The sequence below is a fragment of the Calditrichota bacterium genome (assembly GCA_013152715.1).
GTDB lineage: Bacteria > Zhuqueibacterota > Zhuqueibacteria > Thermofontimicrobiales > Thermofontimicrobiaceae > 4484-87.
In genome coordinates this window covers 56,267-82,134 of sequence record JAADFU010000094.1, presented here as the reverse complement: position 1 = coordinate 82,134, position 25,868 = coordinate 56,267, and the positions used below count along the sequence as shown (strand labels likewise).

Genomic DNA, 25,868 nt, shown 5'->3' with positions numbered 1-25,868 from the left:
AAATGTTGAAAAATTGACGTCAATTCTTTACTAACTGAACGACTTGCAGGGAAAGAAACAAATGGAAAATCGATTACTAGTTTCAGCCTCGCCGCACATTGCTCATAAGGATTCTGTGCAGAAAATTATGTTCGGCGTTGTCATCGCGTTGCTGCCGGCCGCAATTGGCGGAGTGTATTTTTTTGGAGCGCAGGCGGCATGGACCATTGTTCTGGCGATTCTCTCGGCAATGATTACCGAAGCGCTCATTGAAAAATTGACAAAAAAACCGATCACCATAGCTGACGGCAGCGCAATCGTCACCGGAATTTTGTTAGCGTTCAATGTGCCGCCGGAAGTGCCGTGGTGGATTCCTGTGATTGGCTCCGCTTTTGCTATTGCCATTGGCAAAATCCCCTTTGGCGGATTAGGCTACAATCCGATGAATCCGGCTTTGTTAGGTCGCGCTTTTTTGCTTGCTTCCTGGCCATCGCACATGACTATTTTCAAAGTCGCGCCGCGAGGCGGAAGCCTTTCCGGAATAAACCCACATGCGATTGTAAACTACGGCCTCGATGCAATTACCTCTGCCACGCCGCTGAATGTCTTCAAAACGCAGCGCGGCATTTTGTCCGAGTGGCGTGACGTCCTCAAAAGCGGAATTGAAAATCCGGTTTTGCAAGCAAAAGCGAATCTCGCAAATAATGCTATTTCACAGCTCTCGGACTCTTACGCAAATCTCTTCTGGGGAAAAGTCGGCGGCTGTATCGGAGAAACATCCGTATTTTTGCTGCTTATCGGCGCGCTGTATTTGATCTACAAACGCTACATCGGCTTGCGAATTCCTTTGACCTACATCGGAACTGTCGCGCTGTTGACGTGGATTTTTGCCGGCACTGAGGGATTTTTTAGCGGCGATCCGCTGTTTCAAGTATTGTCAGGAGGACTGATTTTGGGCGCCTTTTTTATGGCGACGGACATGGTCACTTCGCCGGTGACGCCTAAGGGGCGCGTCTGGTTCGGATTTGGCTGCGGTGTGATCACTGTCATCATTCGTCTCGTCGGCGGCTATCCCGAGGGCGTCTCTTACTCCATTTTATTAATGAACTTAACCGTGCCTTTGCTTGATCGATACACAAAACCGAAAACATTTGGAAAGGTGGAGCAAAAATGAAGGAAATTTATAAATTAGGCGGAATTTTGTTGCTGGTAACAGTGCTTGCCAGCGCCGCTCTGTCCATGGTTAATAAAATAACTAAACCGAAAATCGAAGAGCAAAAACGGCTTGTAATCGAACGTGCGCTAATCGCCGCTCTTCCCACAGCAGACCCCAAAGCTATCGAGAAAGTGACGGAAAACGATGAGCTTCTTTATTACATCGGTTACCCTTCACAGGAGAAAAAGGAAATTGCCGGCTACGCTTTTATTGCCAAAAAATCCGGCTATTCCAGCGTGATCGAAACCATGGTCGGCGTGGACACAACAGGCAAAATCATCGGCATCAAAATAATGGAACAACAGGAAACGCCAGGGCTGGGCACGAAAATCGAACAAGTCAAATATGGAGAAAGCTCTCCCTGGTTTCAAATTCAGTTCCTTAATCGTTACGCTGATGAGTTAGCCGTGGACAAAGACAACGGTCCGATAAAATCAATAACCGGCGCGACTATTTCATCGCGCGCCGTTACAAATTCCATCAAAGAAGGACTGAAACAATTAGAGAAACGTCTCGGTGGTTTCAAGACAAAAAAGAATACAACACAAACCGAACAAGTAAGTTAGCAAGAGGGTCATTAAATTATGTCGATGATAAAAGAATTCACAAAAGGGTTTTACAAACAAAATCCGGTTTTCAAATTAGTGCTGGGATTGTGCCCCACGCTGGCAGTCTCCAATTCCGTGCAGAACGCCATCGGAATGGGCGTTGCCGTGACATTTGTGCTGATGATGTCGAACGTCATCGTTTCCCTCATCCGCAAAGGTGTGCCCAAGAAAATTCGCATTCCTATTTACATCGTCGTCATTGCCACCTTTGTTACCATTGTCGATTTATTCATGGCTGGTTTTGCGCCGGCATTGCATAAATCGCTGGGCATTTTTGTTCCCCTCATTGTTGTCAACTGTATTATTTTAGGACGAGCCGAAGCATTCGCCGGCAAAAATCCGGTTTTCTACTCATTCCTTGACGGACTGGGAATGGGACTGGGCTTTACCTTTGCCCTGACATTAATTTCTATTGTCAGAGAAATTCTGGGGAATGGAAGTCTTTGGGGAATTCCACTCATGCCGCACAGCTTCGAGCCGGTGCTGCTGCTCATTCTGCCGCCCGGCGCCTTTCTGACTTTGGGCTTGTTTTTGGGATTTTTTAACTGGTTAGACGCGAAACGAAACGCTTGAAATAAGCTTTCTTTTGGAGGATAAAATGGATTTTAATCATTTGTTTGTCATCACCATTTCCGCAATTTTCATCAACAACTTCGTGCTCAACAGATTCCTTGGCATCTGCCCTTACATCGGCGTGTCCAAAAATATGGACTCGGCAGTCGGCATGGGCATGGCCGTGACTTTCGTCATGACGCTGGCGTCGATGGTGACGTGGCTGATCTACGCTTTCATGCTCAAGCCCACCACTGCAAATATTTTCTATTTAATTTTTTCAGCCAAGGAGCCGCCGGATTTAACCTACCTGAAAACAATCGCCTTCATTCTGGTAATCGCATCCCTGGTGCAATTTGTGGAAATGGTCGTGCAAAAAGCCAGCCCCACGCTGTACAAATCGCTGGGAATTTATTTGCCTTTGATTACCACCAACTGCGCAATTTTGGGCGTGGCGTTTTTGAACCTGGACGAAAATTTCAACTTCATCGAAAGTATCGTGTACGGCTTCACTGCCGGAATCGGTTTTACATTGGCGTTAGTCTTGATGGCCGGGATTCGCGAACGGCTCGATTTAGCGCCCATTCCCAAAGCGCTGCGCGGCGTTCCCATTGCTTTTTTAATGGCCGGCTTGATGTCTATTGCGTTTTTGGGTTTTTCCGGGTTGAAACTGTAAATTAGAACAAGAGTCCTCCCACACTTTTTTTGACTAATCTATTCATTAATTTTTGCTTTGCCAGAGCCGAATTCCTCATTGGGATTCGGTTTTTTTTTGGCATAACATTTGCGCAAGAAAGAATTGAATCAGGTAAAGATTGAAGACAATCTTCCCAAACTAAAACGAGCACTTGTTTTCTTTTTTAGGCAGCAATATATCCGATTGTTTATTATGAGGTTATTGTGCCACAATTCAGAAAATTTTCTTCATTTGATTATACGAAATTTTTTTGAAAATAAAAACAAGCTTTCATTTGATATTAGAAATGAAAAACGCCAAGCACAAAATTTTCAAAATGAAATACTTGTAAAAATTTTTCAGAAAAATTACAACGAGCAGTTAGATAGTTCTTTCCTGCAAAAAGAACAAGGACGGTAAGATCGAATCGGCTACCGCCTGAATTTTCGCTGGAAAAAGCACAATCACTGGCAATGAAATTAGTGCATTCATTGGTTACAATCAATTGGAAGGCTCTATTGACATTAAAAAAAAAGCGGGACTCTCATCAACATCCTGTTTAGCAAATGATAAATTTCCTGATTCTTTGCTTTTGCTGTAAAAAATTGAGAGAAAGAAAGCAGTTCCGAAACAAGCACTGGAGACCACTAATCAATAACAACATAGAAAGTGCAGCCTATGGACGCACCGCGAATACTTGTCGTCGAAGACGAGGCAATCATTGCTTTGGAAATTCATCTGATTTTGGAATCCCAGGGTTTTTCGGTACTTTCTACCGCAACTTCCGGGCAACAAGCTGTGAATCTGGCAGCCAAAAAACTGCCCGATCTGGTATTGATGGACGTCAGGATCAAAGGAGAATTTGACGGTATTAAAGCGGCGGAAAAGATCAGACAGGCGAGAAAAATTCCCGTCATTTTTCTCACGGGGAATACGGATTTGATTTCGGAAAAACAGCTCCAACAAACAAAACCAGCGGCGGTACTCAGCAAGCCGGTTGCCGAATGGGAGCTTTTGGACGCTATTGAATCCGCTCTGAACTCTAACAACGGAAAAAGCTGACTAAAGAAACAATTTTTAATCCGCTTGGGATTAAAAGCACGAGGCACAAAATGATTTCGCCAAAGATTCTCATAATCGATGAGGAATCAATCATTGCGCTGGAGATAAAAGCGAATTTGGAATCATTCGGATTCAAGCGCATCCAAATTGTCAGAAACAGCAACCAGGCATTGGAAAAAATAAAGCATTATCAACCCGATTTGGTACTGACGGAAATTTTCTTTTCCAGTGGATTGGACGGCATCGATATCGTCAAGTCGATTCGAAAACAATTCCCCATCGATGTTATTTTTGTGACTGGTCTGACATTTATGACCGATGACCCACAAGTCAAAAAAATCAAACCGTTGGCGTTAGTCGCCAAACCATTTGTTATTGACGAATTGATCGAAATCATTCAGTCAAAATACCCAGTGACGAAACCCTAGCCGGAGCAAGGAGCTATTTATGGATATTTTCAATAAAATTGCCCAGACATCGTTAGTACTCTCCATCGCCACTATCTGGATTCATGTGGCAGTACAAATTATTAAATTCGGCAAAGAATTTGGGGCGCATCTTTTTGCGTGGACGCCGTTGACTATTTTGACGCTTGCGTTTGCCGGACTTTCTTTCTTTTTCTGGATTGTGGCAATCATTTACCATATCTGGAAATAAGAATAATGGCGGCGAATTAATTTTCTCACATTGGTCGCTCAATCTCCGCAATGCCCGCCTTCTTTTTTTTTCAAAGAAACTAAAACCCCGCTGTGAGCGTTAAATATGTCTTGATTTTTAGCGTGATTTTTTGTACTTTGGAAGCCTTTACAACAGCGTTTCTCTCAATTTCAAATATCTCACGAACGAATGACTGGAAAAAATGGACGAAGAAAAAGAAAAAATTGAAAATCAAGAGAATTCTGCGTCAGAGGGATCGAATGATTCGTCCGATGAAAAAGTGATGCCTTTTCTTGATCATTTGGAAGAATTGCGGCAAAGATTGTTGAAAAGTCTCCTGTCCGTCATTCTTCTCAGCATCGGCAGTTACTTTGTGTCCCATGAAATCATGCAAATCTTGCTCCATCCTTATCCGCGAAATGAAAAGCTCATCTTTCTCGCTCCGACTGAAGGCTTTATCGTTCATATTAAAATCGCGCTTTTCGCCGGCATCCTTTTGAGCCTTCCGGTAATTTTCTACCAGCTCTGGCAATTTGTCTCGCCCGGTCTTTACAAAAAAGAAAAAAAATACATTCCGGTTTTCGTATTTGTGTCTGTCTTTTTCTTCGCTGTCGGCGCTTTATTTTGCTATTTTATCATCATCCCCTACGGATTGAATTTCCTTTTGTCATTCGGCAGCGACCAATTGCAGCCGACGATTAGAATTCAGGATTATTTAAAATTTGTCACCCTGCTCATTATCGTTTTCGGAACAATATTCGAGCTGCCCCTTTTAGCCTATTTTCTGACCAGATTGGGGATTCTCACTCCTGATTTTCTGCGCAGCAAACGTCGCTACGGTATCGTGCTGATTTTCTTTGTCGCAGCGATTCTGACGCCGCCCGATGTTTTTACTCAAGTATGTCTGGCTTTACCCCTGATTTTGCTTTACGAAATTAGTATCTGGGTTTCAAAATTTGTTTACCGCAAGCAGGAAAAAGAAAAAGATGATGATGCCTGAGCAATATCGCCAAATGTCCACCGATGAGTTGAGCCAACGCATTCTTGCTGTCAAAACGAAATTGGGGAAAAAACTAACCATCTTGGGTCACCACTACCAGCGCGACGAAGTGCTGCGGTTTGCCGATTTCAAGGGAGATTCTTTTGGTTTAAGTAAACTAGCGGCAGAACAGAAAGAGGCAAAATACATCGTTTTTTGCGGTGTTCATTTTATGGCTGAAGCCGCCGATATTTTGACTGCAAGGCACCAAATTGTGCACATTCCGGAACTGTCCGCCGGCTGTCCGCTGGCCGATTTTGCAGATTCCGTCACTGTTTCCGAAGCATGGGCAGAAATTAAACAAGCAGCGCCCGAGACCACCATCACGCCGATCACTTACATTAATTCGGCTGCCGCATTAAAGGCTTTCTGCGGTAGGAATGGCGGGACAGTGTGCACCTCGTCCAATGCCAGGCAAATTTTGACCTGGGCGCTCAACAATTCGGACAAAGTTTTCTTTTTCCCGGATCAGTTTCTCGGTGCAAATACGGCCAATAAATTAGGCATTTCAGCGGAGCAAAAAATCCTCTGGGACAGCACACTCCCCTTGGGCGGGAACACGCCGGAGCAGATAAAAAATGCAAAAGTCATCCTGTGGAAAGGCTACTGCCACGTCCACGCCTGGTTTAAAAGCGAACACATCGAGGTTTTTCGCCAGAAATTTCCCGACGGAAAAGTCATTGTTCATCCAGAGTGCCCGGAAGGAGTCGTAAACGCTGCGGATGCGGACGGATCGACTTCTCAGATTATTTCTTACGTGAAAAATGCGCCGCCAGGAACAACGATTGCCATTGGCACGGAAATCAATTTGGTGCATCGACTGAGCACAGAATCGACGGACAAAACCGTTTTTCCGCTGGCTCGTTCTCTTTGTCCGAACATGTACAAAATCAATTTGCACAATCTTTGTTTTACGCTGGAAAATCTTGGCAAAGAAAACATCGTTCGTGTACCGGCGGACATTGCCCGTGATGCGTCGCTGGCTTTGGAAAGAATGCTCACGTTAAGCTGATACTTTCCTTTAAAAAACCAAAACCGTAAATTTTTATTCGAGGAAATTCGCATGCTTACGCGTCAACGAGTGGATTTTTCTGGAAACAGAATCGACCTTCACATTCATTCCAATCATTCGGATGGCAATCTGAGCGTTGACAAAATATTTGCTCATGCGCAGAAAATGAAACTCAAAGCCATCAGTATCACTGACCACGACAATATCTCTGCGCTCCCCGCTGCAAATAAGTTGAGCCAGAAAAAAGGCATCGAATTCGTTAATGGCATAGAAATTTCGGCTCGCGGCAATAAGCAAGACATGCATTTACTGGGCTATCTTTTTAATTATAACGATAAATCGCTGATCGATTATATTGAATTTTTTAAAAATGAACGCACCAAGCGCGCTAAGAAAATCATCAAAAATTTTAATAATCTCGGATTTGATTTGACGTTTGAAGATGTGCTCAAAGCTGCAGGCAAAAATGCGTCTATCGGCAGACCTCATATCGCCTATGCGCTCATTAACAAAGGACTGGCAACTTCTTTCCAGGAAATTTTTCGCCATTTTCTCGGCGATGGCTGTTCTTGCTGGGTGCCAAAATTCAAAATCACACCCCAAGATGCTATTAGTTTGATCAAGAGCGCTCACGGAATTTGCGTGCTGGCGCATCCGGACAGGGAAATTTCAGACGAGGAAATTTGTTCTTTAGCCAAAGTCGGGCTGGATGGTATTGAAACGCTACACCCCAAACACACGCAGGAAGAAGTCGATCATTTTCGGCAGATCGCTCGCGAAAAAAATTTACTGGAAAGCGGCGGTTCCGACTGCCACGCTGCGCCGGGGAATGGCGTGCACATTGGACAGTTGAATGTGCCTTATCATTTTCTGGAAAAAATGAAAGAACGTGCGGGCGTGTAAACGGTTGTTAGCGATGAGCATGGAAAAATATCAAATCGCCGTCCTGCACAAGATAGTCTTTGCCGTGCACTCCCATCAGACCGCGTTGCCGGACTTCTCTTTCCGAATCCAGACGAGCCAGATCAGCATATTTGATCACTTCCGCCTTGATGAACCCTTTTTCAAAATCCGTGTGCACTTTTCCCGCCGCCCGATGCACAGGTGTGGCTTGAGGAACGGTCCAGGCATGGGCTTCATTTTCGTTTGCCGTAAAAAATGTATTCAAATGCAAAACCTCGTACCCGGCGCGAACCACAGCATTCAAACTCAACTCGTCTATCCCCCATTCTTTTAAAAAGATCGCTTGACTTTCTGTATCTAATTGGCTGATCTCTTCCTGAATTTTGCCGCAAATGGCGACAAACGGTTCCCTCTGAGTTTCGGCGAAAGATTTGAGCTGCTGAGCATAATCATTATTTTGTAGGTGCGATTCGTCCACATTCGCAATGTAGATTGCCGGCTTGAGCGTGAGCAGATTCATTTCACGGATTAAATCGCGCTCTTTTTCATTCAGCTCCATTTTTTTCAGCGGAATTCCCCGGGACAAGTGATCTTGAATTTTTGTCAAAATCGCCAGTTCTTCTTTGAGCTTTGCGTCCCCGCTTTTGACTGCATGTTGCAATCGACTAACCCGTCGTTCGACAATTTCCAAATCTTTGAGAATGAGCTCTGTGATCACGACTTCCAGATCGAGAATCGGGTCGAGGTTTTCGGAAGTGTGAGCCACATTTTTATCTTCAAAACAACGGACGACATGAGCGACCGCATCGACAGCCTGAATATGATTTAAAAATTGATTTCCCAGACCCTCTCCCTGACTGGCGCCTTTCACCAGCCCGGCGATATCGATAAATTCGAGCGTTGTCGGCACTGACTTTTCTGAACCGATGATTTCGGCAATTTTCTCCAGCCGCTCGTCGTGAAGGGGAACGACTCCGATATTAGGATCGATGGTACAGAAGGGATAATTTGAAGACGCCACTTGCTGCGCGGTCAGGGCATTGAAAATTGTCGATTTTCCGACATTGGGCAAGCCGACAAGTCCGCACTTGAAGCCCATAATTTTCCCCTTTTCTTTTTTTAGCCGCGAAGGCTCAAAGTGTTATTAAATATTCTGAGCTTGTTAGTCAAATCACTCAAAAGTGCCCCCTGAATATTTACCTGTTTAATGCCTCAAAAAAACTTGAAAACTTCCTTTTTTTCTGTTGAATCGCTGAGATTCTAAGGCAGAATATTTTTCTCCAATAAAATCTTCCGCTTTAAAATTGCAGCATTTTCAGTTCCAATTGCTCTTCTTTAGTGAACAGTAAACGATAAGCCAGATACAAAATTGTCAAACAGGAAACTGTTACCGACGCCGCCAACATATACATAATTATAATTTGATAGCGCACAGATTGTTCCGGCGCCACGCCGCCAATGATCTGGCCGGTCATCATTCCTGGCAATTGCACAAGCCCGACGACCATCATGGCGTTGATAGTCGGCATCATTGCCGCGCGTGCGGCTTCCCGGATAAGCGGCGAAACTGCGCGCAAAGGAGAAGCGCCCAGCGCGAGCGCGGCTTCGATTTCGTAACGCCGGCTGCGCGCTTCGCTAAATAAACGATCTATTGCCAGAGCCGCAGCATTCATGGCATTACCCAGCATCATGCCGCTGATTGGAATCAGGTACTGCGGTTCAAACCACGGTTTTACGCGCAAAATCAATATTTGCAGCGTCGCCATGGAGACAAATGCGCCTGACAGAATGGCAAATGTGACCAGCGGAAAAAGATAGGGAATCTCAAATTTCTGCCGTTTGACAGCATTTCTCCCGGCGACAATTGACATCAGAATAATCATCAGCAAAACAGCGCGCCAATCGCGCAGACCAAAAATATATTTCAAAACGTAACCGATGGCAATGAGCTGGACAAAAGTGCGCACCGTGCCGATGAAAATTTCTTTTTCGATCCCCAGCCTGGCTTTGAAGGAAATGATAATGGGAATGAGTATCAAAATAAAAGCGATGAGTAGATCAAAATAACTCAGATTCACGTATTCCATCACATCTCTCCGCGAATAAAATTTTGCGCGATTTCGGTATGCGGCTGCTGAAAAAATTGCCTGGTCTCCCCTGTCTCCACAACTTTGCCGCCCACCAGCAGACAGACACTATCGGCGATTCTTTTTGCATGTTCCATGATGTGCGTCACCATGATGATACAAATTCCTAATTCCTGATTGATGGAACGGATTAAATCCAGCAAATTATTTGCAGCCGTCGGGTCAAGCGCCGAAGTGGGTTCATCCAGGAGCAAAATCCGCGGCTCGTTCGCCAGGGCTCTGGCAAAAGAAATCCGCTGCTGTTGCCCCACGGACAAATTTTCCACATTCCGATTGGGATTCAATTCTTTCAATCCGACTTTTTCAAGCAGATTTTTCACATCGGTTTCGGAAAATTTTCGTTTGAAAAGCGCGGGGCCGTAAGCCACATTATCGGTGATTGTTCCGCGAAACAAAGCCGGCGTCTGAAACACCATGCCAATTTGTTTGCGCAACTCGCGCGGCGGAATTTCCGCGATGTCCTGATCTTCTATTAATATTTTCCCTTTTGTCGGCGAGTCAAGTTTGTTGACCATTCGCAAAAGAGTCGTTTTCCCGCTGCCGGAGGGCCCGATGACGGTGTGAATTTTAGCGCCCAAAAAATCAACGCTCACATCGCTGAGAATATCAATCCTGCGCAGTTCATTTTCTTCATCAGGAATCTGAATCTGCTTGAAAACATGCGCAACAGTCAATTTCATTGGAATTTGCGGTTCCTCCCCTTTGGAAATTCCCTCGGAAAAATCGGCGGTGAATTTCTGGTCTTCGTTAGTGCAAATCAAATTTTAGAGTTGTATTTTTTGTACTCGCGATCAGTAAACATTTCATCGCTGAAATTGCCAGCCGTTGATCTCAACCTGCTCTCAAAAATCAGGAATTCTTCTTCCCTTGTTTCGACCTGCCTGAATTCAATTTTTCCGCCATCTCTTCTAATCTTTCGTCCACTGCACGGAAAACAGTTCCCGCCGGAAATTTCCCGTTTTTGCCACGGCGGCCGGCTTTTTTGCCTGTTAAAATTTCAATCCCTTCCTGCACAGTAGCGACCGCGTAAATATGAAATTTCCCCTCTTTCACAGCATCGATGACGCGATCATGGAGCACTAAATTGGCTAAATTGGATTTTGGAATCAAAACTCCCTGTTCGCCAGTCAATCCATGCGCAGCGCACACATCGAAAAAACCTTCAATTTTGTATTTGGCGCCGCCAATGGGCTGAATCTCACCCATCTGATTCACAGAGCCGGTGACAGCAAAGGACTGATTAATTGGAATTTCAGACAAGCTGGAAAGCAGCGCGTACAATTCCGCCGATGAAGCGCTGTCGCCATCCACCGTGGAGTAGACTTGTTCAAACGTAATACTTGCCGAAATGGAGATTTTTTTGTCAGCGCCAAACATGCCTTGCAAAAAACCGGACAAAATCAACACGCCTTTATTGTGCAGGGGACCGCTCATTTTCACTTCCCGGTCGATGGCAAGAACGCCGTCCTGACCCAGAGAAACTCTCGCTGTGATGCGCGTGGGTTTCCCCATGGTGTAATCGCCCAAATCCAGGACAGTCAATCCATTGACTTCACCCACGCGGTAGCCGCTCACGTTCAAATATAATGTTTTTTCGCGGAACATCTCCTGAATTAATTCTTCGTATTTATTGTGCCGAAATCTGCTTGCAGCGAGCGCTTCCCGAACATCTTCGCCGGTGATCGTGCGATGCTGATTTTTTTGCGCGAAATAATTTGCTTCGACCAACACATCGCGAACATAATTAAATCGCGTGGTCAATTTTTTCTGGTCTTCTGCGATTTCCACACCATATTCCACAACGCGGCTCATTGCATCTGGCGAAAGCGGCAGCAAATTTTCTTTTTGACACTGACCCGCACAATAACGAGCATAATTCAAAATATTCCTTTTGTTCAAGGGCATGGTGACGCTAAAATCCGCCTTCACTTTGAACAATTTACTGAAATCACTGTCATAGCTGAGCAGCGTGTAATAAATTCCGGAACTGCCGATGAGAATAATTTTAATATCCAGGGGAATTGGCTCCGGCTCCAGCGTTCTGACGCTCAAATGAGAGGATTCCTCACTGAGATCGGTGATTTCAGCGCACTGGTTTTTCAGCGAGCGTTTCAACGCCTGCCACGCCAACGCTGAACGGAAAAGTTGTTCCGCGTCGATGATGAGAAATCCGCCATTTGCCCGTTGCAACGAACCCGATTTAACTTTTGTAAAATCAGTCAGTAAAAGCCCTTTTCGCGGAACGCGGTCAATGCGGCCAATGAGATTGTTGTAAGTCGGATTCGTTTCCACAATTACTGGCGCGCCTTTTGTTTCGCTGTTGTCCACAAAAACATTCACCCGATAGCGGTGAAGCTGCAATCCTTTGATCCAACTGTGGTCGATGGATTCCTCCGCCTCTTCTTCTTCCGGCGCCTCGGAAAACATCCCGGCCGCTGTATTGAGCAAATCTTCTTCTGCTTCTTCCAGATATTCTACGACCTTCGGATATTTTTCGAACTGCTCACTGATTTTCGCAATCGGGTTGTCGATCGCCAGCCGCAGGATTTCTTTGAGATGTTTTTCCAATTTCTCCTGCATTTCCTGTTCTAAATTGCGGATGCTTTTCAGACCGTCATTCAATTCTTCCTGCAATCGGGCGCCGACCTCCTGCAATTTCTCGCGCTGCTCCTCCGGCAAAGCATCTATTTGCTCAACTGTCAGCGGTTTTCCGTCGAGAACAGGCAGCAGCACCAGGCCGGAAGCAATTTTTCGCAGACTGAAACCTTTTTTGTGCGCTTTTTCGGTCAAACCATTCAGCAAATTTTGTTGCTGAATTTGCAACTGCTCCATGATGGATTTTTTTTGCCGTTGAAATTCCTCAGAATTCAGCGCCGCCGGCACATCGCGAGCCAGCTTGACAATGAGCCCGTTCATCGCTTTTGCCAATTTTCTGCCATCTCCCGGCGCAAGCTTCAGCGCAACAGGCCTGTCCCCATTTTGAAAATTGTAAACGTAACACCAGTCAGGCGGCACAGCCAATTTTTTCGCTCTTTTTTGCACCGCATCTCTGATGGTGGATGTCCTTCCGGCTCCGGTCGGACCAACGGCAAAAATGTTGTAGCCTAAATTTTTAATCTGAACGCCGAAATCGACCGCAGTTACCGCGCGATCTTGACCAATAATTTCAGACAGCGGCTCTAACTCGTCAGTGGTTTTAAATTTGAATTGTTTCGGATCATAAAAATAACGAAGCTTATTGGGGGGCACTTCCTTTGATCGGGAGGACATTGGCTTGGTCTCCTAAAAATTGGCAAAAAAACGCCATTCCAAAAACGATGATAGGAGCCTCGGGAGAGCTCCTACCGCAACTTTTTAAATTTCAATGAGTTGGTTAACTAAAAAAATCTGCATTTTTTTCAATAAATTCCTTTTGATCCGGCGCCAGTTCTTCTTCCGCATAAATTGCGTCCGTTGGACACGCGTCGACGCAGGTTCCGCAATCGATACATTCTTCCGGATTAATGTAATACTGATCCTCGCCTTCGCTGATGCATTCGGTCGGACATATTTCCGCGCAACTTCCGCACATCGTACACAGGTCAACGATTACATGAGCCACTTCTTTCCTCCATGATTTTGTCATCCAACGTGTTGGCATTTTTCAAAATAAAATTGAAGTGGCAATTATACAAAATATTCACAAAAAAATCAAGTGAAATTACATGAAATTTTTTAGTAAATTTTTTTTGAAATGCCCCCTTTAACAGCTCTTCAACTGGGAGACGGATAACTCATTTCAGCCGATTCTGACAATTGAAATCCCAAAGCCGCGTGATAAGAACTGCGCACCAGAGGGCCCGCTTCGACGCGGACGAAGCCCATTTCCTCTCCCTGCTTTTCCAAATTGGCGAACTCAGCCGGTGTTACATAGCGCGCAATGGGCAAATGTTCGGCAGAAGGTTGGAGATATTGACCAATAGTCAAAAAATCGCAACCCACCCGACGCAATTGCGACATCGCTCCCAAAACTTCGCGCAATTCTTCGCCCAGTCCGACCATGAGCCCGGATTTTGTAAGCAGCCCGTTTTCTTTGGCAAGTTTCAGCACAGTCAATGAACGCTGAAAATCTGCGCCGGGCCGGACCTGGCGGTAAAGCGAGGGCACGGTTTCCAAATTATGATTCAAAACATCAGGCGCGGCGTCGAAGACGATATTCAGAGCTTCAATTTTGCCTTGCAAATCCGGAATCAAAACTTCTACCCGGCAATCCGGCGACAATTTTTTGATTTCCCGAATCGTTTCAGCAAAATGTGCAGCGCCGCCGTCGGGCAAATCGTCGCGCGTCACAGAGGTGATTACCGCGTAATTCAAGTTGAGTGTTTTCACTGCCGCAGCGACGCGTTTCGGCTCGTCCGGGTCGACCGGCGCCGGCGCTCCGGATTGAATATTACAAAAGCGGCAGTTTCGCGTACAGCGGTCACCCAAAATCATGAAAGTCGCGGTGCCGTTGCCCCAGCACTCACCGATATTCGGACAGTGCGCGCTCTGGCAGACTGTGTGCAAATGATTGCTCTGAACCAATTTTCGCACATTCTGAAATGATCTTCCGGCCGGAAGCGGAACCTTCATCCACCGCGGATGTCTTTTCTCGCGAATTCGCATGAAATCCTTTCTGAAATTTTCCGACAAAATTAAACGTGAATTGCCTCGCCGAACGCCGCAGCAGCCGCTTCCATGATGGACTCCGAAAGCGTCGGATGCGCGTGAACCGTGTTAATCAAATCGTGTCCCGCAACGCCGAGAGATTTTATAACGGATAATTCGCCGATGAGTTCCGTGGCTTCGGCGTGAATGACGTGCGCGCCCAATAACTTTTCTGTCTTTTTATCGTAAATCAATTTGACCATTCCCTCGCTCTCGCCGGCTGCCAGCGACCTGCCATTTGCCACGAACGGGAAACGCCCGATTTTCACCGCAAAACCTTTTTCCGCTGCTGCTTTTTCGGTCAAACCGATGCTGGCGATCTGTGGCTGGCAATAAGTACAACCGGGAATCGCGTCGTAATTCACCGCAGCGACATCTTTTCCCGCCATTTTTTCAACGGCGCGGATGCCTTCGGCTGAAGCCACGTGCGCCAGCCACGGCGGCCCCACCACGTCGCCGATGGCGTAAATCGACTCCACATTCGTGCGGTAAAATTCATCCACCGGGATAAAACTGCGTTCCGTTTTCACGCCCACATCTTCGAGCCCAATATTTTCAACATTTCCCTGCACGCCGATTGCCATCAGCGCCATCTCCGCCCGCAATTCCACAATTTCTCCGTTTTTCTCAATGGAAACAACCACGTCGTCAGCACCCACTTTGACATTTTTCACCAGGGATTCCGTGAAAATTTTCACCTTCTGTTTTTTGAAAGAACGTTCCAACTGCTGAGAGATTTCCTCGTCTTCCACCGGCAGAAGATGCGGCAGCATCTCCACTAATGCCACCTGACAACCCAGCGTCTGGTAAAAATACGCGAACTCCACGCCGATGGCGCCGGCGCCGATGACGATGAGCGACGCCGGCAGATTTTCCAGCGACATGGCTTCGCGGCTGGTGATGATTTTCTGGTGATCGATTTCAATGCCCGGAATGGACCGCGGTCTGGCGCCAGTGGCAATTAAAACTTTCGCTCCTGTCAATTCCGCGATTTGTTCATCGTCTTTCACGACAGCAACTGTCTTTGCGTCAATCAATTTCGCGCTGCCGACAAACGTCATAATGTTATTTTTTTTGAATAAAAAAGCCACTCCTTTCGACATGCGCGAAGCAATCTGCCGGCTACGCCTAATGATCGCCGAAAAATCAAAATCGATATTTTCCGCCTTCAAACCAAATTTGTTAGCTGATTTCATCGACGAGTACAATTCTGCACTCTTCAGCAACGCCTTTGTCGGAATGCATCCCCAATTCAGGCAGATGCCGCCTAAGTGTTCCTTTTCCACAACCGCAACTTTCATCCCTAATTGCGACGCACGAATCGCGGCCACATAGCCGCCAGGGCCGGCGCCAACAACAACCAAATCGAAAGCCATTTTCTCCACAAATCACCCCTTTTGTTTATTTTTTTACAAAATACATCAATAAAATCATCTTTCAGCAGATTAGCTGACTATTTCCTTAAACCTTTTAAAATTCGCAAATTTTCTCTGTCGCTATTAGGCCCGCCGGGCAATTCAATAATCTTCGGCACCTGCCCCAGACGCTGATCGTTCATGATAAAAGCGAAGGCTTGCAGTCCGATTTCTCCTTTTCCGATGAGTTCGTGCCGATCCACGTGCGAGCCGAATCCAGTTTTTGAATCGTTGACATGAATTGCCGCAAGTTTGTTCAGTCCGATGATGCGATCAAAATCAGCCATCATTTTCTCGTACTGCTCCCGCCTGCGAAAATCATAGCCAGCCGCAAAAATGTGGCACGTATCCAGACAAACGCCGAGCCGCTCCGGCTGCGTGGTTCCGCTGATCATTTCAGCCAATTGCTCGAAACTGTGCCCCAGCGAAGTGCCCTGACCGGCGGTCGTTTCCAACAAAATTTTTGTTTTGTGATCTGGTCTCTCCGCCAGAATGAGATTCAACTGCTCGGTCACGCGCTTCATGCCGGATTTTTCCCCTGCGCCTTTATGAGCGCCCGGATGAAAAATGTAGCCGTCCAATTTCAGTCGCTCGGCGCGGTCGAGCTCTAAAATAAAAGATTCCCTCGATTTTTGCAATTGATTTTTGTCGGGCGAAGCCAGATTAATTAAATAACTGCTGTGCGCCACAACGCTGCGAATGTCGGTATTTTTCAGTGATTCGAAATACTGCCCGACCTCGTCATCGGAAAGCGGCGGTGATGTCCACTGGCGCTGATTTCTGGTGAAAATTTGAATTGCAGTACAGCCGATCTCCTGGCCTCTCTGCGGCGCCAAATGCACGCCGGCGGCGACGGAAACGTGAGCGCCGAGTAAAATATTCTCGTCTTTATTCAATTGAAAATTCAGGCTCCTGATTTTGTTTGATTTCAAGTATTGAATTTAATACATTTTTTTGAAATTTCAAAGAATTAATTCGGAAAAAACTGCAAGATTTTCTTTCAAAAACAAAAAAGCCACCATCGAAATTTGAAATTCGCTAGTGGCTTTTTCCCCAGGAAATTTAAATACACAAACAAAGCAACCGAAACGCTTGCCTTAACCAAGATATCCCTGCAACCGTTCCCGTCGATGTAAGTAGCGCAGTTTTCGAATCGCTCGATCGCGAATCTGCCGAATCCGCTCGCGACTAAGATTTAATTTCTTTCCGATTTCCAGCAATGTGAGAGGCCTCTCTGTCCCGATACCGTAGTAAAAACGAATAATACTCGCTTCGATGTCCGTCAGCGTGTCCAGCGTCATTTTGACGTCCAGTTTTAGCGATTCGTCGAGCAGATTTCGCGAGGGCTCAACGAACTCATCGCTGCTAATCTTTTCCAGCAGAGACAGGCTTTCTTCTCCGGGATATGTTGAATCTTCCAGCGACATTTCTCGGCCCCAGTATTTCAAACTTTTAGAGAGTTTCTGCGGAGAAATTTCCATTGCATGGGCGACCTCTTCCAATTCTGGCGAACGCCCTAAAGTTTGTTCCAATGTTTCCACGGTGTTAACCATTTTCTGCAATGCCCAGACATGATTCACCGGCAGTCTGACGATACGGGAGTTGTTGGCAAGAGCGCGCAAAATGGACTGCCGAATCCACCACACCGCGTAACTGATAAATTTCACGCCGCGCTTGCTGTCGTATCTTTTCGCCGCTTCCATCAACCCGACGTTGCCTTCGCAAATCAACTCGTCAAATGGCAAACCGCGATTCTTGTAATCTTTGGCAACAAAAACGACAAATTTGAGATTAGCATTAACTAATTTGTCCAGCGCGTGCTGGTCGCCTTTTTTGATACGTTCGGCGAGTTTGATTTCCTCCTTTTCCGACAACATCGGAATTTGGTCGATATCATGGAGATAATTGGAAAGCACCTCATGGGGCTGGCTTACCTGCTTTTTTCTCTTCATAGAAATCACCCGCCTTCTTTGGTTGGAAGATTAGCATTATTAACATTACAAATAAAAGATAAGCAAATTCATAAAAAAATAATGTGATTCGCGTCAAAAAAAGCAAATTTTTATCCCGAGGCTAATTTTCCTTTCATGTTTAGTAACATAGATAATCGTTGCTTCTTGAGGGAGATCAGTTCTTTGACAAAATCGGACAACCTTCCTTCACAAACGGATTTCATTTCTTCCCAAAACAAAATGCCATCTTTTTCAAAACTAATCGCGATCTGGATAGCGCAGATGGTATCAGCTAACTCCGGCAAAACCTCTGCCCGGGTTTCCGTATTTGCTTGTAAAGATTTCCGACTCAGAGATTCAAAGTAAAATCGGGAGCGATCGAAATCGAAGTATTGGCGGGGATGAATGTGCGCGCTCAATTCACTCCAGGATTCGAGACGCCGGCCCAACTGTCTGCCATCCTTGCTCAAACCCGTAAAAACTTTCTTCAGTTGTTCATGCCTGCTGTGGGCGCTTAATACCTCATAAAATTCAGCGCAACGCAGCGTTGATTGGAGCAACATGCTCACTATTCGTTGTTTCTCAGCAATTTCACTCATTCAGTACCTCCTACTGGCTAAATGAGTGCTCTCTTAAGTTAACCTATATTTTGTACCCTCAGTTGCAGCGTCAAGTTTCATTTTTTGGCCCATTTTCTTTATTCTTTCGCGAAAACCCCTGACGATTTCATCGATCTGACCATCAGTGCGGTCCGGATCATGGTGAAAAAAAAGTAATTCTTTTGCTCCCGCCGCGATTCCCAATTGAAACGCCTGCTCGTAAGAAGAATGTCCCCAGCCGATGGCATTTCTCAATTCATCGGATAAATAATGCGAATCATGAATTAGCAGGTCCGCGCCGCGACAGAAATCGACAAATTGTTCCCAGGTGGAACTGGAATTCCCAGGCGCGTGTAATTCGTTGTCAGTAATGAAAACCAAAATTTTGTTGTGATCCGTTACTTTGAAACCATTGGCTCCGCCGGGGTGATTATTTTTTATGCACTCGATGACCGCCGCGCCCAGGTTAAACTTTGGCTCTTCTATCTGATGAAATAAAATTTTGGCTTTCAAATTGCTAAAGCGAACCGGAAAATATCGCGCATCCATTTGGCTGGTTAAAATTTCCTGGACATTGCGAAAGACCGGTGGGCAACTGTAAATTTCAATCTCGTATTTATCCGAATACGCCGGAGCAAACAAAGGAAAACCTTGAATATGATCCCAATGAGAATGCGTGAAAAAAATATTGATCTTCCCGACTCGCGAATTTGAGACGATATGTTGTCCCAATTTTTTTATCCCGGTGCCGGCGTCAAAAACCAGCAATGTGCCGTCGCTCAATTCAATTTCCAAACATGTAGTGTTGCCGCCATAGTGGATGGTTTCTTGACCGGGCGACGGAATGGACCCCCGGGTACCCCAAAATGTCACTTTCAAATCAGTTGCCTCCTCAAGCACGCGCCGCATGTCTGAATTCAAAGTTGCAGATTGACAGAGCTATCCTGTAATTCACAATTGCGATTGCAAAAATGTCATGCACTGATATTCAAAAAGCGTAAAAATTTCCCGACTGAATCGCTTAACTGAGCAAATATTGTTCAAAATTAGAGATAAAACGTCAACATGAAAAAATGGTAATCTTGCGTATTCAAGAAAAGTCGATTTCTTTTTCACTAAGCAATTAGCCGATAAATTATGTCAATATCCATTATAATTGTCCGCTTTCAACCATTTTCAGCCTATTTTCTCCGATTATATTGTAATTACCCCCTCACTTCCAATTTCAATTGAACCTTCCCCATCGGAAAACAATAGTTTTCAGAAACAATCTTTTGAAATGCAAATCTGGTTGCCAAAATGATCGCCAGCAAAGCATTCTTCTAATAATACATTACTTAGCGCAATTTAGCGGAAATATGTAGCAAAAATCATTCTCTTGTTTGCCGGGAAAACCAAAATATGGCCTTTTATGACTATTTGAGATGAACTTCGACTTCGATGAAAATTCTACAGGATGAAAAATAATCGCCAAATGACAGAGCTCGCGATAGTAGCATCCTCCCAAAAAACGGCCGGATCGCCAATAATTGCTGTGCCTTTTCTTGCCGCGACACCTCGATGCTGACGTATTTTAAGAGCGAATTTGATATTTTTCATCTCGTAGGAACTTCCGAAATCATCGAGAAAAAAATGAGAGAAAATACAAATCGTCCTTTCCCAAATTCTCCGGGCCATTGCTCATCGTATTATTCCTGCGTGATTAGCGAACGGAAGGGCAATAATCGTCGTTTCTTCATTTTTCGCCAATCCAAATTTTTTTCGAGTTTTTTGCCTTTTTTAATTTTTTCATTGACATTTTCAAATTTTATTATTACTTTTAGCCACAATGTCATCAATTTAACTTTAAACAAGCTTGAGGAGGAAACAAAATATGACAAAAGCCGAAATTATCGATAAAATCGCTGCGGTAGAAGGAATGCCCTCTAAAAAAGTGGCTGCTGCTGCCGTCGATGCTGTCTTTGGCGCTTTAACCGATTGCCTCAAAAAAGGCGACTCTTTCACTTTTCAAGGTTTCGGTACATTCAAAGTAATGAATACCGCAGCCAGAACCGGCGTCAATCCGCAAACCGGCGCAAAAATTCAGATTCCGGCCGGAAGAAGACCGAAATTCTCGGCGAGCAAAGCTTTGAAAGACGCTCTCAAATAATTTTCTCAGAAAGAACTTCTTATAAAACGGAACTTCTTTTCAGGGGTTCCGTTTTCTTTTTTGTGGTGTCTATTGAAAAAAATACGAAACCCGCTTTTATCTAAACAAGCTATTTCTTCGGTATGGAAATTTCCTTTTTAATTTTCAAAATCAAGGCTAATCATATTTCGTACCTCATCGGTTCGAACCCATTGCTCCTGAAAAAAATAAAGCTCACTGCTATTTCACCAAGAAGTCCTGATCGCAACAGTACTGTGAAAACGACAGTAGCAACAAACGGACGCATTTTGGGGCGGCGTAAATCAGAGAAAACAATTTTTTAAAAATAAAACAAAATTCGAAAAATAGAATCAAAAATTGTCAATAAAAACATACAGTAGAAAGCAGGTAAACAATGAGCATCGAAGACCAACTCATTCAATTATTTGAAAAATATCCCGAGCGATATTACAAACCCAAGCAATTAGGAAAAATTCTTAAAATCGACGACCGCCAATATCCGGCTTTTAAACGTAAGCTGAAAAAGCTTGCAGAACAGGGCATTATCACACGCCACAAAAAAGGCAAAATCGGTCAAGGACTGCGCTCTTACGAAGTGGAGGGCATTTTACACGTCAAGACGCAGGGCTACGGTTTTCTGATTACAGACGACGACAAAGCGGATATTTTCATCAGCCAGAAGAATATGGGCATGGCATTTCACGGCGATCGGGTACGCGCTCTACTGTTCGCCCGCTTGCGCGGGAAAAATCAGGAAGGCAAAGTGGTGGAAGTTTTGCAACGCGCCCATAACAATTTTGTGGGAACATTTCGACAAGGAAAGTATTGGGGAACTGTCGTTCCCGATAATTTGAAAATTCACCGCACACTCTATATTGCTCCGGAAAAGCAAAATGGGGCCCAAGACGGCCAGAAAGTTGTCGCTCAATTGTTGGAATGGACGGACGAAAGGCAAAATCCGACCGGCGAAATCGTGGAAATTTTAGGCCGCCCCGGCGATCCGGGAATTGATGTGCTTTCCATTGCCCGATCTTTTGATTTGCCGGACATTTTTCCCAAAAAAATAATCAAAGAAGCCGAAGCCATTCCTGATGAAATTCCCCAGAGTGAAATCAAGCGACGATTGGACTGGCGTAAAGAATTGACATTCACCATTGATCCGGTTGATTCTAAAGATTTTGACGATGCGATTTCTCTCAAAATTCTGGACAACGGGCATTATCTGTTAGGCGTGCACATCGCCGATGTCAGCTATTACGTTGCGCCCGAGACAGAGCTGGATCGCGAAAGTCGGAATCGCTCTACTTCTGTCTACCTCGTGGATCGCGTGATCCCCATGTTTCCCGAACGGCTGTCAAATGAAATCTGTTCCTTGAAACAGGGAGTCGATCGGTTGACTTTCAGCGTACTCATCGAGATGGCGAAAGATGGCAGCGTGATTAAATATGACATTCAGCAATCAATCATTGACAGCGACCGCCGATTTACGTACGAAGAAATTCAGGATTTGATCGACGGCAAAATCACTGACGCCAAATTTCAGGGCACGATACTCGAAATGTTTCGTTTGAGCAAAAAATTGATTCAGAAACGCCAGGAGCGCGGCAGCCTCGATTTTGGCAGCCACGAAGTGCGCATCAAATTGGACGATGAGGGCAAACCTGTGGATATTGTTCGCGTTTATCAATTGGACAGTCACCGACTCATCGAGGAATTCATGGTACTGGCAAATTCGATCGTCGCCCGACATGTGGACAAAATTTTGAAGGAAAAGACCGGTTTTGACCTGCCTTTCCCCTATCGCGTTCACGAAAAACCCGGCGGCGAAAAGCTCAAAGACTTCCGCCGATTTCTCAAAGCGCTGGGTATTAATTTCAAATCCACATCTCGGGTGACGCCGCGCATGTTTCAAGATTTGCAGCAATCTCTGGAAGGAAACGAACGGAAACTGTTGGTAGAGGAAATCATGGTACGCAGCATGATGAAGGCAAAGTATACCACCAAAAACGAGGGGCATTTCGGTCTGGCGCTGAAATATTACACACATTTCACCTCTCCCATTCGCCGCTATCCGGATTTGATGGTGCACAGGCTGCTCAAACAATATCTCAAGGATGCCAACAAAATTCCCTTGCCAGCGGAAAAATTGGAAAAAATCTGCTCCCACGCCACTGATATGGAAATTCGCGCCATGGAAGTGGAGCGCGCTTCTGTCAAAACGAAACAGCTTGAATTCATGCAAGACAAAGTGGGACAGACCTTCCAGGGCATCATTTCCGGTGTCACGTCATTCGGTATTTTTGTTGAACTCTCAGACTATCTCATCGAAGGATTGGTGCACATCACGACGCTTGACGACGACTATTACAATTTCGACGAAGCGCGCTATCTGCTGTTCGGCGCCTATCAGGGAAAAACTTATCAACTAGGCGATCCGGTCACTGTCAAAGTTTTGCTCGTCAATCCGGAAGAAAAAATTATTGATTTTGAATTAGTCGAAATTTTGAAAGAAGATCCGTATCGGTACAAATAAAATTCAGCAAAGTGTTAACCAGAAACTATTCATTGCAAAATTTGAAATAATGCATTTTTCTATTGAACGTAATACACGGCGTACACAAATTAGCGTAAAAATGACGGACTGATGAATATTTACCCACAGCAAATGGTGAGGAACCCGAAAAAAATTATCAAAAAAATTTTGCGAACAGGGACTTGTTCGTATTACGAAAAATTGCTCACATCATAGGGTCACAGCATTAATTCTCAACCGACAACGCTCAGATATTTTGAATTAACGACCAGAAAAAATTCCAGTTAACGCATGATACACTGAATCTTCCACAGCGCGTTGATTTAACCGCTCAACCGCGAAAATTTTACAATCGTTCCGCGCTTCCAACATCGCTTTTGCCCATTTTGCCCGCTGCTGAAAAACACCGAGCACCGGAATTGGCGCATCAAGACATTCATAAATTACCTCTCGGAATTTTTGGGCGTGTTTTTCCATGGCCCCGATCTCATCTATGACAATGAGGCCATTCTGTTCAAGAGCAGTCGTGAGAATTTGCGCACCGAAGCTTTCGAAAACTTCCAATTGCACGCGAAAATCGCCAAAACGCTTTCCTTTTGTGAAACTGGCATGGGCAAATATTTTTTCTTCGCCTGAAAAAGAAATCATTTTGAAACCGAGTTTCTTGCCGTTTTCGAAAATAACTTCAGTTCTGTAACCGCCAATCTCTGCCACTTTCAATCGATTCAAGACATTTTGAACAATTGTAGATTTCCCCACATGAAGATCGCCGGTGAGAAAAATATTTTTTGAATACATGTCTTTTTCCGCTGGTTTCAGAAAGCGAGTTTTGATTTCAGAACCCAGATTTTTGGAAAACCCGATTTCTCGCTATTTCTATTTATTTTTACCTTGCACACGTCTGCGCTCTGCCGCCGTCGATGCTGTAACTTACGCCGGTGATCCAGCTCGCATGGGGAGACGCCAAGAATAAAATTAATTCCGCGATTTCTCTCGGTTCGCCGACCCTGCCAATGGGATGTGTTGTTTTGCTGTGCCCCAAAAATGCCTGATATGCTTTTTCGTCCATGCCGCCGCGGCGATGCAATTCCGTAACTGTCACACCGGGATTTACGGCATTTACGCGGACTTTTTTGGATGCCAGTTCGAGCGCTGCGCATCGAGTAAGTTGATCGACGCCGGCTTTACTCACGCAGTAGGAAAGTACTCCCGGAAAAGCGCGCAATCCGGTCACACTGGAAACATTGACGATATTTCCTTCCCGCTCAATCAGAGAAGGCAGCGCCAACTGCATCAAATGAAAAACAGAGCGTAAATTGATATCCATCATGTAGTCCCAGTCTGCAAGCGAAGTATTTTCAACAGTTCCCGTCGCGATAATTCCCGCTGCATTCACTAAAATATCAATCCCGCCAAATTTTTCTACCGTGGCCTGAACCAATTTTTCCCGACCGCCAGCATCCGTGACGTCAGCCGGAAAAATTTCCACTTCTCCCCCATTTTTTCGAATTTGCGCTGCGACTTCCTGCAATCGTTTTTCATCGCGGGCAGTGATCATCACTTTTGCCTTTTCTTCAGCAAAAAGCAGCGCTGTTTCCTTTCCCATGCCGCTGCTAGCCCCGGTGATAATAGCAATTTTTCCTTGAATGCCCATCTCTTTCATTTGGACTCCTCATTTTATTTTTCTGATTTTTTTTAACAAGATTTCAAACAATCAATTTTTCGAAAATATTCAGTCCGTTGGAAAATCAAAACCCAACTCCACCAATCCCCGCTCTAATCCCCGTTTTTGCGATTCTGTCAATTCGGTCAACGGCGGCCTCACGCCTGCGGCAGGGAAATTGCGCATTTGCAAAATGTACTTGGTCGCCGATTGCAGAGGAAATTGCTGCAATAGCTTGCGATACGCCGATAGTCTGGATTGAATGTAAGACACGTCTTCTCCGACCCTCACAGCGTGAAACAAGCTCACTGGCAATTCCGGCAGCGAATTGCACACCGCGGTAATGCAGCCGCCGGCGCCAATGTCCAGCGCGTCTCTGAACAGCAAATCATTCCCAGTGAAAATATGCAGTTGACGAAACTTTTCAATGTAATGCTTCGTCGTGTCCCATTGCCCCGAAGATTCTTTCAGTCCCAGAAAATTGGAAAAGGAAAGCAGGCTCTCGATCACTTTTTCAGTAATCGGCACCTGCGTGACCTGCGGCATGTGATAGAGAAAAATCGGATGTTGGACGCGATTGAAAATTTGGAAATAATAATCAATCAAGCCTATTTCATTGATTTCTTTAAAATAAAAGGGCGCACAAATCAGCAGCGCATCAGCGCCTTTTTCCATGGCGTAATGGCTCAAACCAATCGTCTCCACAAACGAGGATGTGCCAACCTGTACCATTACTTTCAAATCACCGCGGAATTTCATCACCCAGGAGATGATATTTTTCCTTTCCTCGATGGACAGGGAAGGAAATTCGCTGTTCGTGCCCAACACCAGCGCTCCGTTAACTCCCTTCTCTTGCAAGAATTCCAGATGTCGGCGAATATATTCAAAGTTGATTGTCAAATCTTTTTCCGAGAAAGGCGTTGGAATCGGAGCGAAAACTCCGGCAAATTGATCGAATACCATTAATATTTCCTCCTGTATTTTGTCGCTTCTCTAAAAAGATTGTCAGCGATTACAAAT

The 25,868-nt window shown here is 45.2% G+C and carries 26 protein-coding genes; 12 read left to right on the top strand and 14 right to left on the bottom strand.

The annotated features are described in order from the left end of the window. Window positions 1-61: 61 nt before the first annotated feature. The 10 genes from GXO74_07560 to GXO74_07515 all read left to right on the top strand — a co-directional run bounded on the left by GXO74_07560 (window position 62) and on the right by GXO74_07515 (window position 7,704). The gene (locus GXO74_07560; GenBank protein ID NOZ61524.1) at window positions 62-1,153 is read left to right on the top strand and encodes an RnfABCDGE type electron transport complex subunit D; all 1,092 of its coding nucleotides are present in this window, start codon (window positions 62-64) and stop codon (window positions 1,151-1,153) included. Next, on the top strand, window positions 1,150-1,761 hold the full coding sequence (locus GXO74_07555; GenBank protein ID NOZ61523.1) for an RnfABCDGE type electron transport complex subunit G: 612 nt from the start codon (window positions 1,150-1,152) through the stop codon (window positions 1,759-1,761). Before GXO74_07560 ends, GXO74_07555 begins: the two co-directional genes overlap by 4 nt. An 18-nt stretch (window positions 1,762-1,779) precedes the next feature. Further along, a complete protein-coding gene (locus GXO74_07550) occupies window positions 1,780-2,376 on the top strand; it encodes an electron transport complex subunit E (GenBank protein NOZ61522.1) in 597 nt (198 codons plus the stop codon). 25 nt (window positions 2,377-2,401) lie between these two features. Continuing rightward, the gene (rsxA, locus tag GXO74_07545; protein ID NOZ61521.1) at window positions 2,402-3,031 is read left to right on the top strand and encodes an electron transport complex subunit RsxA; all 630 of its coding nucleotides are present in this window, start codon (window positions 2,402-2,404) and stop codon (window positions 3,029-3,031) included. 678 nt (window positions 3,032-3,709) lie between these two features. Continuing rightward, complete coding sequence (locus GXO74_07540; GenBank protein NOZ61520.1) at window positions 3,710-4,093, top strand: response regulator; 384 nt, start codon at window positions 3,710-3,712, stop codon at window positions 4,091-4,093. Window positions 4,094-4,143: 50 nt separating this feature from the next. Then, entirely contained in the window at window positions 4,144-4,521 is a 378-nt protein-coding gene (locus tag GXO74_07535; GenBank protein NOZ61519.1) for a response regulator, read from the top strand. A gap of 19 nt (window positions 4,522-4,540) precedes the next feature. Beyond that, on the top strand, window positions 4,541-4,750 hold the full coding sequence (locus GXO74_07530; GenBank protein ID NOZ61518.1) for a hypothetical protein: 210 nt from the start codon (window positions 4,541-4,543) through the stop codon (window positions 4,748-4,750). A 202-nt stretch (window positions 4,751-4,952) separates the two neighbouring features. Further along, window positions 4,953-5,750 (top strand): twin-arginine translocase subunit TatC, encoded by a 798-nt coding sequence (gene tatC / locus GXO74_07525; protein ID NOZ61517.1) that lies wholly within the window; start codon window positions 4,953-4,955, stop codon window positions 5,748-5,750. Beyond that, entirely contained in the window at window positions 5,737-6,801 is a 1,065-nt protein-coding gene (gene nadA / locus GXO74_07520; GenBank protein NOZ61516.1) for a quinolinate synthase NadA, read from the top strand. Before tatC ends, nadA begins: the two co-directional genes overlap by 14 nt. Window positions 6,802-6,852: 51 nt before the next feature. Then, entirely contained in the window at window positions 6,853-7,704 is an 852-nt protein-coding gene (locus GXO74_07515) for a PHP domain-containing protein (protein ID NOZ61515.1), read from the top strand. A gap of 7 nt (window positions 7,705-7,711) precedes the next feature. Here GXO74_07515 and ychF read toward each other — a convergent pair whose 3' ends face one another. From ychF to GXO74_07460, 11 genes are all read right to left on the bottom strand, one after another. Beyond that, window positions 7,712-8,803 carry a redox-regulated ATPase YchF gene (ychF, locus tag GXO74_07510; protein ID NOZ61514.1) on the bottom strand — a complete coding sequence of 364 codons (1,092 nt, stop codon included), beginning with the start codon at window positions 8,801-8,803 and terminating at the stop codon, window positions 7,712-7,714. A gap of 199 nt (window positions 8,804-9,002) precedes the next feature. Next, complete coding sequence (gene fetB / locus GXO74_07505) at window positions 9,003-9,791, bottom strand: iron export ABC transporter permease subunit FetB (GenBank protein ID NOZ61513.1); 789 nt, start codon at window positions 9,789-9,791, stop codon at window positions 9,003-9,005. Beyond that, on the bottom strand, window positions 9,791-10,531 hold the full coding sequence (locus GXO74_07500) for a phosphate ABC transporter ATP-binding protein (protein ID NOZ61512.1): 741 nt from the start codon (window positions 10,529-10,531) through the stop codon (window positions 9,791-9,793). The genes fetB and GXO74_07500 overlap by 1 nt, the downstream gene beginning before the upstream one ends. A 169-nt stretch (window positions 10,532-10,700) precedes the next feature. After that, complete coding sequence (locus GXO74_07495) at window positions 10,701-13,121, bottom strand: AAA family ATPase (GenBank protein ID NOZ61511.1); 2,421 nt, start codon at window positions 13,119-13,121, stop codon at window positions 10,701-10,703. Window positions 13,122-13,224: 103 nt separating this feature from the next. Beyond that, on the bottom strand, window positions 13,225-13,476 hold the full coding sequence (locus tag GXO74_07490; GenBank protein NOZ61510.1) for a 4Fe-4S dicluster domain-containing protein: 252 nt from the start codon (window positions 13,474-13,476) through the stop codon (window positions 13,225-13,227). A 128-nt stretch (window positions 13,477-13,604) separates the two neighbouring features. Beyond that, a complete protein-coding gene (lipA, locus tag GXO74_07485) occupies window positions 13,605-14,495 on the bottom strand; it encodes a lipoyl synthase (GenBank protein NOZ61509.1) in 891 nt (296 codons plus the stop codon). Window positions 14,496-14,524: 29 nt separating this feature from the next. Next, complete coding sequence (gene lpdA / locus GXO74_07480) at window positions 14,525-15,913, bottom strand: dihydrolipoyl dehydrogenase (protein ID NOZ61508.1); 1,389 nt, start codon at window positions 15,911-15,913, stop codon at window positions 14,525-14,527. A gap of 77 nt (window positions 15,914-15,990) precedes the next feature. After that, window positions 15,991-16,848, bottom strand: a complete 858-nt coding sequence (locus GXO74_07475; GenBank protein NOZ61507.1) for a deoxyribonuclease IV — start codon at window positions 16,846-16,848, stop codon at window positions 15,991-15,993. A 201-nt stretch (window positions 16,849-17,049) separates the two neighbouring features. Next, window positions 17,050-17,904: an RNA polymerase sigma factor RpoD/SigA gene (locus GXO74_07470; GenBank protein ID NOZ61506.1), complete on the bottom strand. Its 855-nt coding sequence runs from the start codon at window positions 17,902-17,904 to the stop codon at window positions 17,050-17,052. A 110-nt stretch (window positions 17,905-18,014) separates the two neighbouring features. Beyond that, window positions 18,015-18,503 carry a hypothetical protein gene (locus GXO74_07465; protein NOZ61505.1) on the bottom strand — a complete coding sequence of 163 codons (489 nt, stop codon included), beginning with the start codon at window positions 18,501-18,503 and terminating at the stop codon, window positions 18,015-18,017. Window positions 18,504-18,536: 33 nt separating this feature from the next. Then, window positions 18,537-19,382, bottom strand: coding sequence for an MBL fold metallo-hydrolase (locus GXO74_07460; GenBank protein NOZ61504.1), 846 nt, complete (start codon window positions 19,380-19,382; stop codon window positions 18,537-18,539). Window positions 19,383-20,376: 994 nt separating this feature from the next. Between GXO74_07460 and GXO74_07455 the strand changes: the two genes are divergently transcribed. Both GXO74_07455 and rnr read left to right on the top strand, forming a co-directional pair. Next, window positions 20,377-20,652 carry an HU family DNA-binding protein gene (locus GXO74_07455; protein NOZ61503.1) on the top strand — a complete coding sequence of 92 codons (276 nt, stop codon included), beginning with the start codon at window positions 20,377-20,379 and terminating at the stop codon, window positions 20,650-20,652. 394 nt (window positions 20,653-21,046) lie between these two features. Further along, window positions 21,047-23,185, top strand: coding sequence for a ribonuclease R (gene rnr / locus GXO74_07450; protein ID NOZ61502.1), 2,139 nt, complete (start codon window positions 21,047-21,049; stop codon window positions 23,183-23,185). 261 nt (window positions 23,186-23,446) lie between these two features. On the opposite strand, the gene GXO74_07445 is transcribed toward rnr, so the two are convergent. The 3 genes from GXO74_07445 to GXO74_07435 all read right to left on the bottom strand — a co-directional run bounded on the left by GXO74_07445 (window position 23,447) and on the right by GXO74_07435 (window position 25,811). Further along, on the bottom strand, window positions 23,447-23,983 hold the full coding sequence (locus GXO74_07445; protein NOZ61501.1) for a hypothetical protein: 537 nt from the start codon (window positions 23,981-23,983) through the stop codon (window positions 23,447-23,449). Between the two features lie 88 nt (window positions 23,984-24,071). Beyond that, window positions 24,072-24,848: a glucose 1-dehydrogenase gene (locus tag GXO74_07440; protein NOZ61500.1), complete on the bottom strand. Its 777-nt coding sequence runs from the start codon at window positions 24,846-24,848 to the stop codon at window positions 24,072-24,074. Window positions 24,849-24,917: 69 nt separating this feature from the next. After that, on the bottom strand, window positions 24,918-25,811 hold the full coding sequence (locus tag GXO74_07435; protein ID NOZ61499.1) for a dihydrodipicolinate synthase family protein: 894 nt from the start codon (window positions 25,809-25,811) through the stop codon (window positions 24,918-24,920). Window positions 25,812-25,868: the final 57 nt, after the last annotated feature.

Bases quoted from the DNA above. Each gene is read 5' to 3' on its own strand.
- GXO74_07560 (NOZ61524.1), top strand. From the start codon at position 62: ATGGAAAATCGATTACTAGTTTCAGCCTCGCCGCACATTGCTCATAAG.
- GXO74_07555 (NOZ61523.1), top strand. From the start codon at position 1,150: ATGAAGGAAATTTATAAATTAGGCGGAATTTTGTTGCTGGTAACAGTG.
- GXO74_07550 (NOZ61522.1), top strand. From the start codon at position 1,780: ATGTCGATGATAAAAGAATTCACAAAAGGGTTTTACAAACAAAATCCG.
- rsxA (NOZ61521.1), top strand. From the start codon at position 2,402: ATGGATTTTAATCATTTGTTTGTCATCACCATTTCCGCAATTTTCATC.
- GXO74_07540 (NOZ61520.1), top strand. From the start codon at position 3,710: ATGGACGCACCGCGAATACTTGTCGTCGAAGACGAGGCAATCATTGCT.
- GXO74_07535 (NOZ61519.1), top strand. From the start codon at position 4,144: ATGATTTCGCCAAAGATTCTCATAATCGATGAGGAATCAATCATTGCG.
- GXO74_07530 (NOZ61518.1), top strand. From the start codon at position 4,541: ATGGATATTTTCAATAAAATTGCCCAGACATCGTTAGTACTCTCCATC.
- tatC (NOZ61517.1), top strand. From the start codon at position 4,953: ATGGACGAAGAAAAAGAAAAAATTGAAAATCAAGAGAATTCTGCGTCA.
- nadA (NOZ61516.1), top strand. From the start codon at position 5,737: ATGATGATGCCTGAGCAATATCGCCAAATGTCCACCGATGAGTTGAGC.
- GXO74_07515 (NOZ61515.1), top strand. From the start codon at position 6,853: ATGCTTACGCGTCAACGAGTGGATTTTTCTGGAAACAGAATCGACCTT.
- ychF (NOZ61514.1), bottom strand. From the start codon at position 8,803: ATGGGCTTCAAGTGCGGACTTGTCGGCTTGCCCAATGTCGGAAAATCG.
- fetB (NOZ61513.1), bottom strand. From the start codon at position 9,791: ATGGAATACGTGAATCTGAGTTATTTTGATCTACTCATCGCTTTTATT.
- GXO74_07500 (NOZ61512.1), bottom strand. From the start codon at position 10,531: ATGAAATTGACTGTTGCGCATGTTTTCAAGCAGATTCAGATTCCTGAT.
- GXO74_07495 (NOZ61511.1), bottom strand. From the start codon at position 13,121: ATGTCCTCCCGATCAAAGGAAGTGCCCCCCAATAAGCTTCGTTATTTT.
- GXO74_07490 (NOZ61510.1), bottom strand. From the start codon at position 13,476: ATGACAAAATCATGGAGGAAAGAAGTGGCTCATGTAATCGTTGACCTG.
- lipA (NOZ61509.1), bottom strand. From the start codon at position 14,495: ATGCGAATTCGCGAGAAAAGACATCCGCGGTGGATGAAGGTTCCGCTT.
- lpdA (NOZ61508.1), bottom strand. From the start codon at position 15,913: ATGGCTTTCGATTTGGTTGTTGTTGGCGCCGGCCCTGGCGGCTATGTG.
- GXO74_07470 (NOZ61506.1), bottom strand. From the start codon at position 17,904: ATGAAGAGAAAAAAGCAGGTAAGCCAGCCCCATGAGGTGCTTTCCAAT.
- GXO74_07465 (NOZ61505.1), bottom strand. From the start codon at position 18,503: ATGAGTGAAATTGCTGAGAAACAACGAATAGTGAGCATGTTGCTCCAA.
- GXO74_07455 (NOZ61503.1), top strand. From the start codon at position 20,377: ATGACAAAAGCCGAAATTATCGATAAAATCGCTGCGGTAGAAGGAATG.
- rnr (NOZ61502.1), top strand. From the start codon at position 21,047: ATGAGCATCGAAGACCAACTCATTCAATTATTTGAAAAATATCCCGAG.
- GXO74_07445 (NOZ61501.1), bottom strand. From the start codon at position 23,983: ATGTATTCAAAAAATATTTTTCTCACCGGCGATCTTCATGTGGGGAAA.
- GXO74_07440 (NOZ61500.1), bottom strand. From the start codon at position 24,848: ATGAAAGAGATGGGCATTCAAGGAAAAATTGCTATTATCACCGGGGCT.
- GXO74_07435 (NOZ61499.1), bottom strand. From the start codon at position 25,811: ATGGTATTCGATCAATTTGCCGGAGTTTTCGCTCCGATTCCAACGCCT.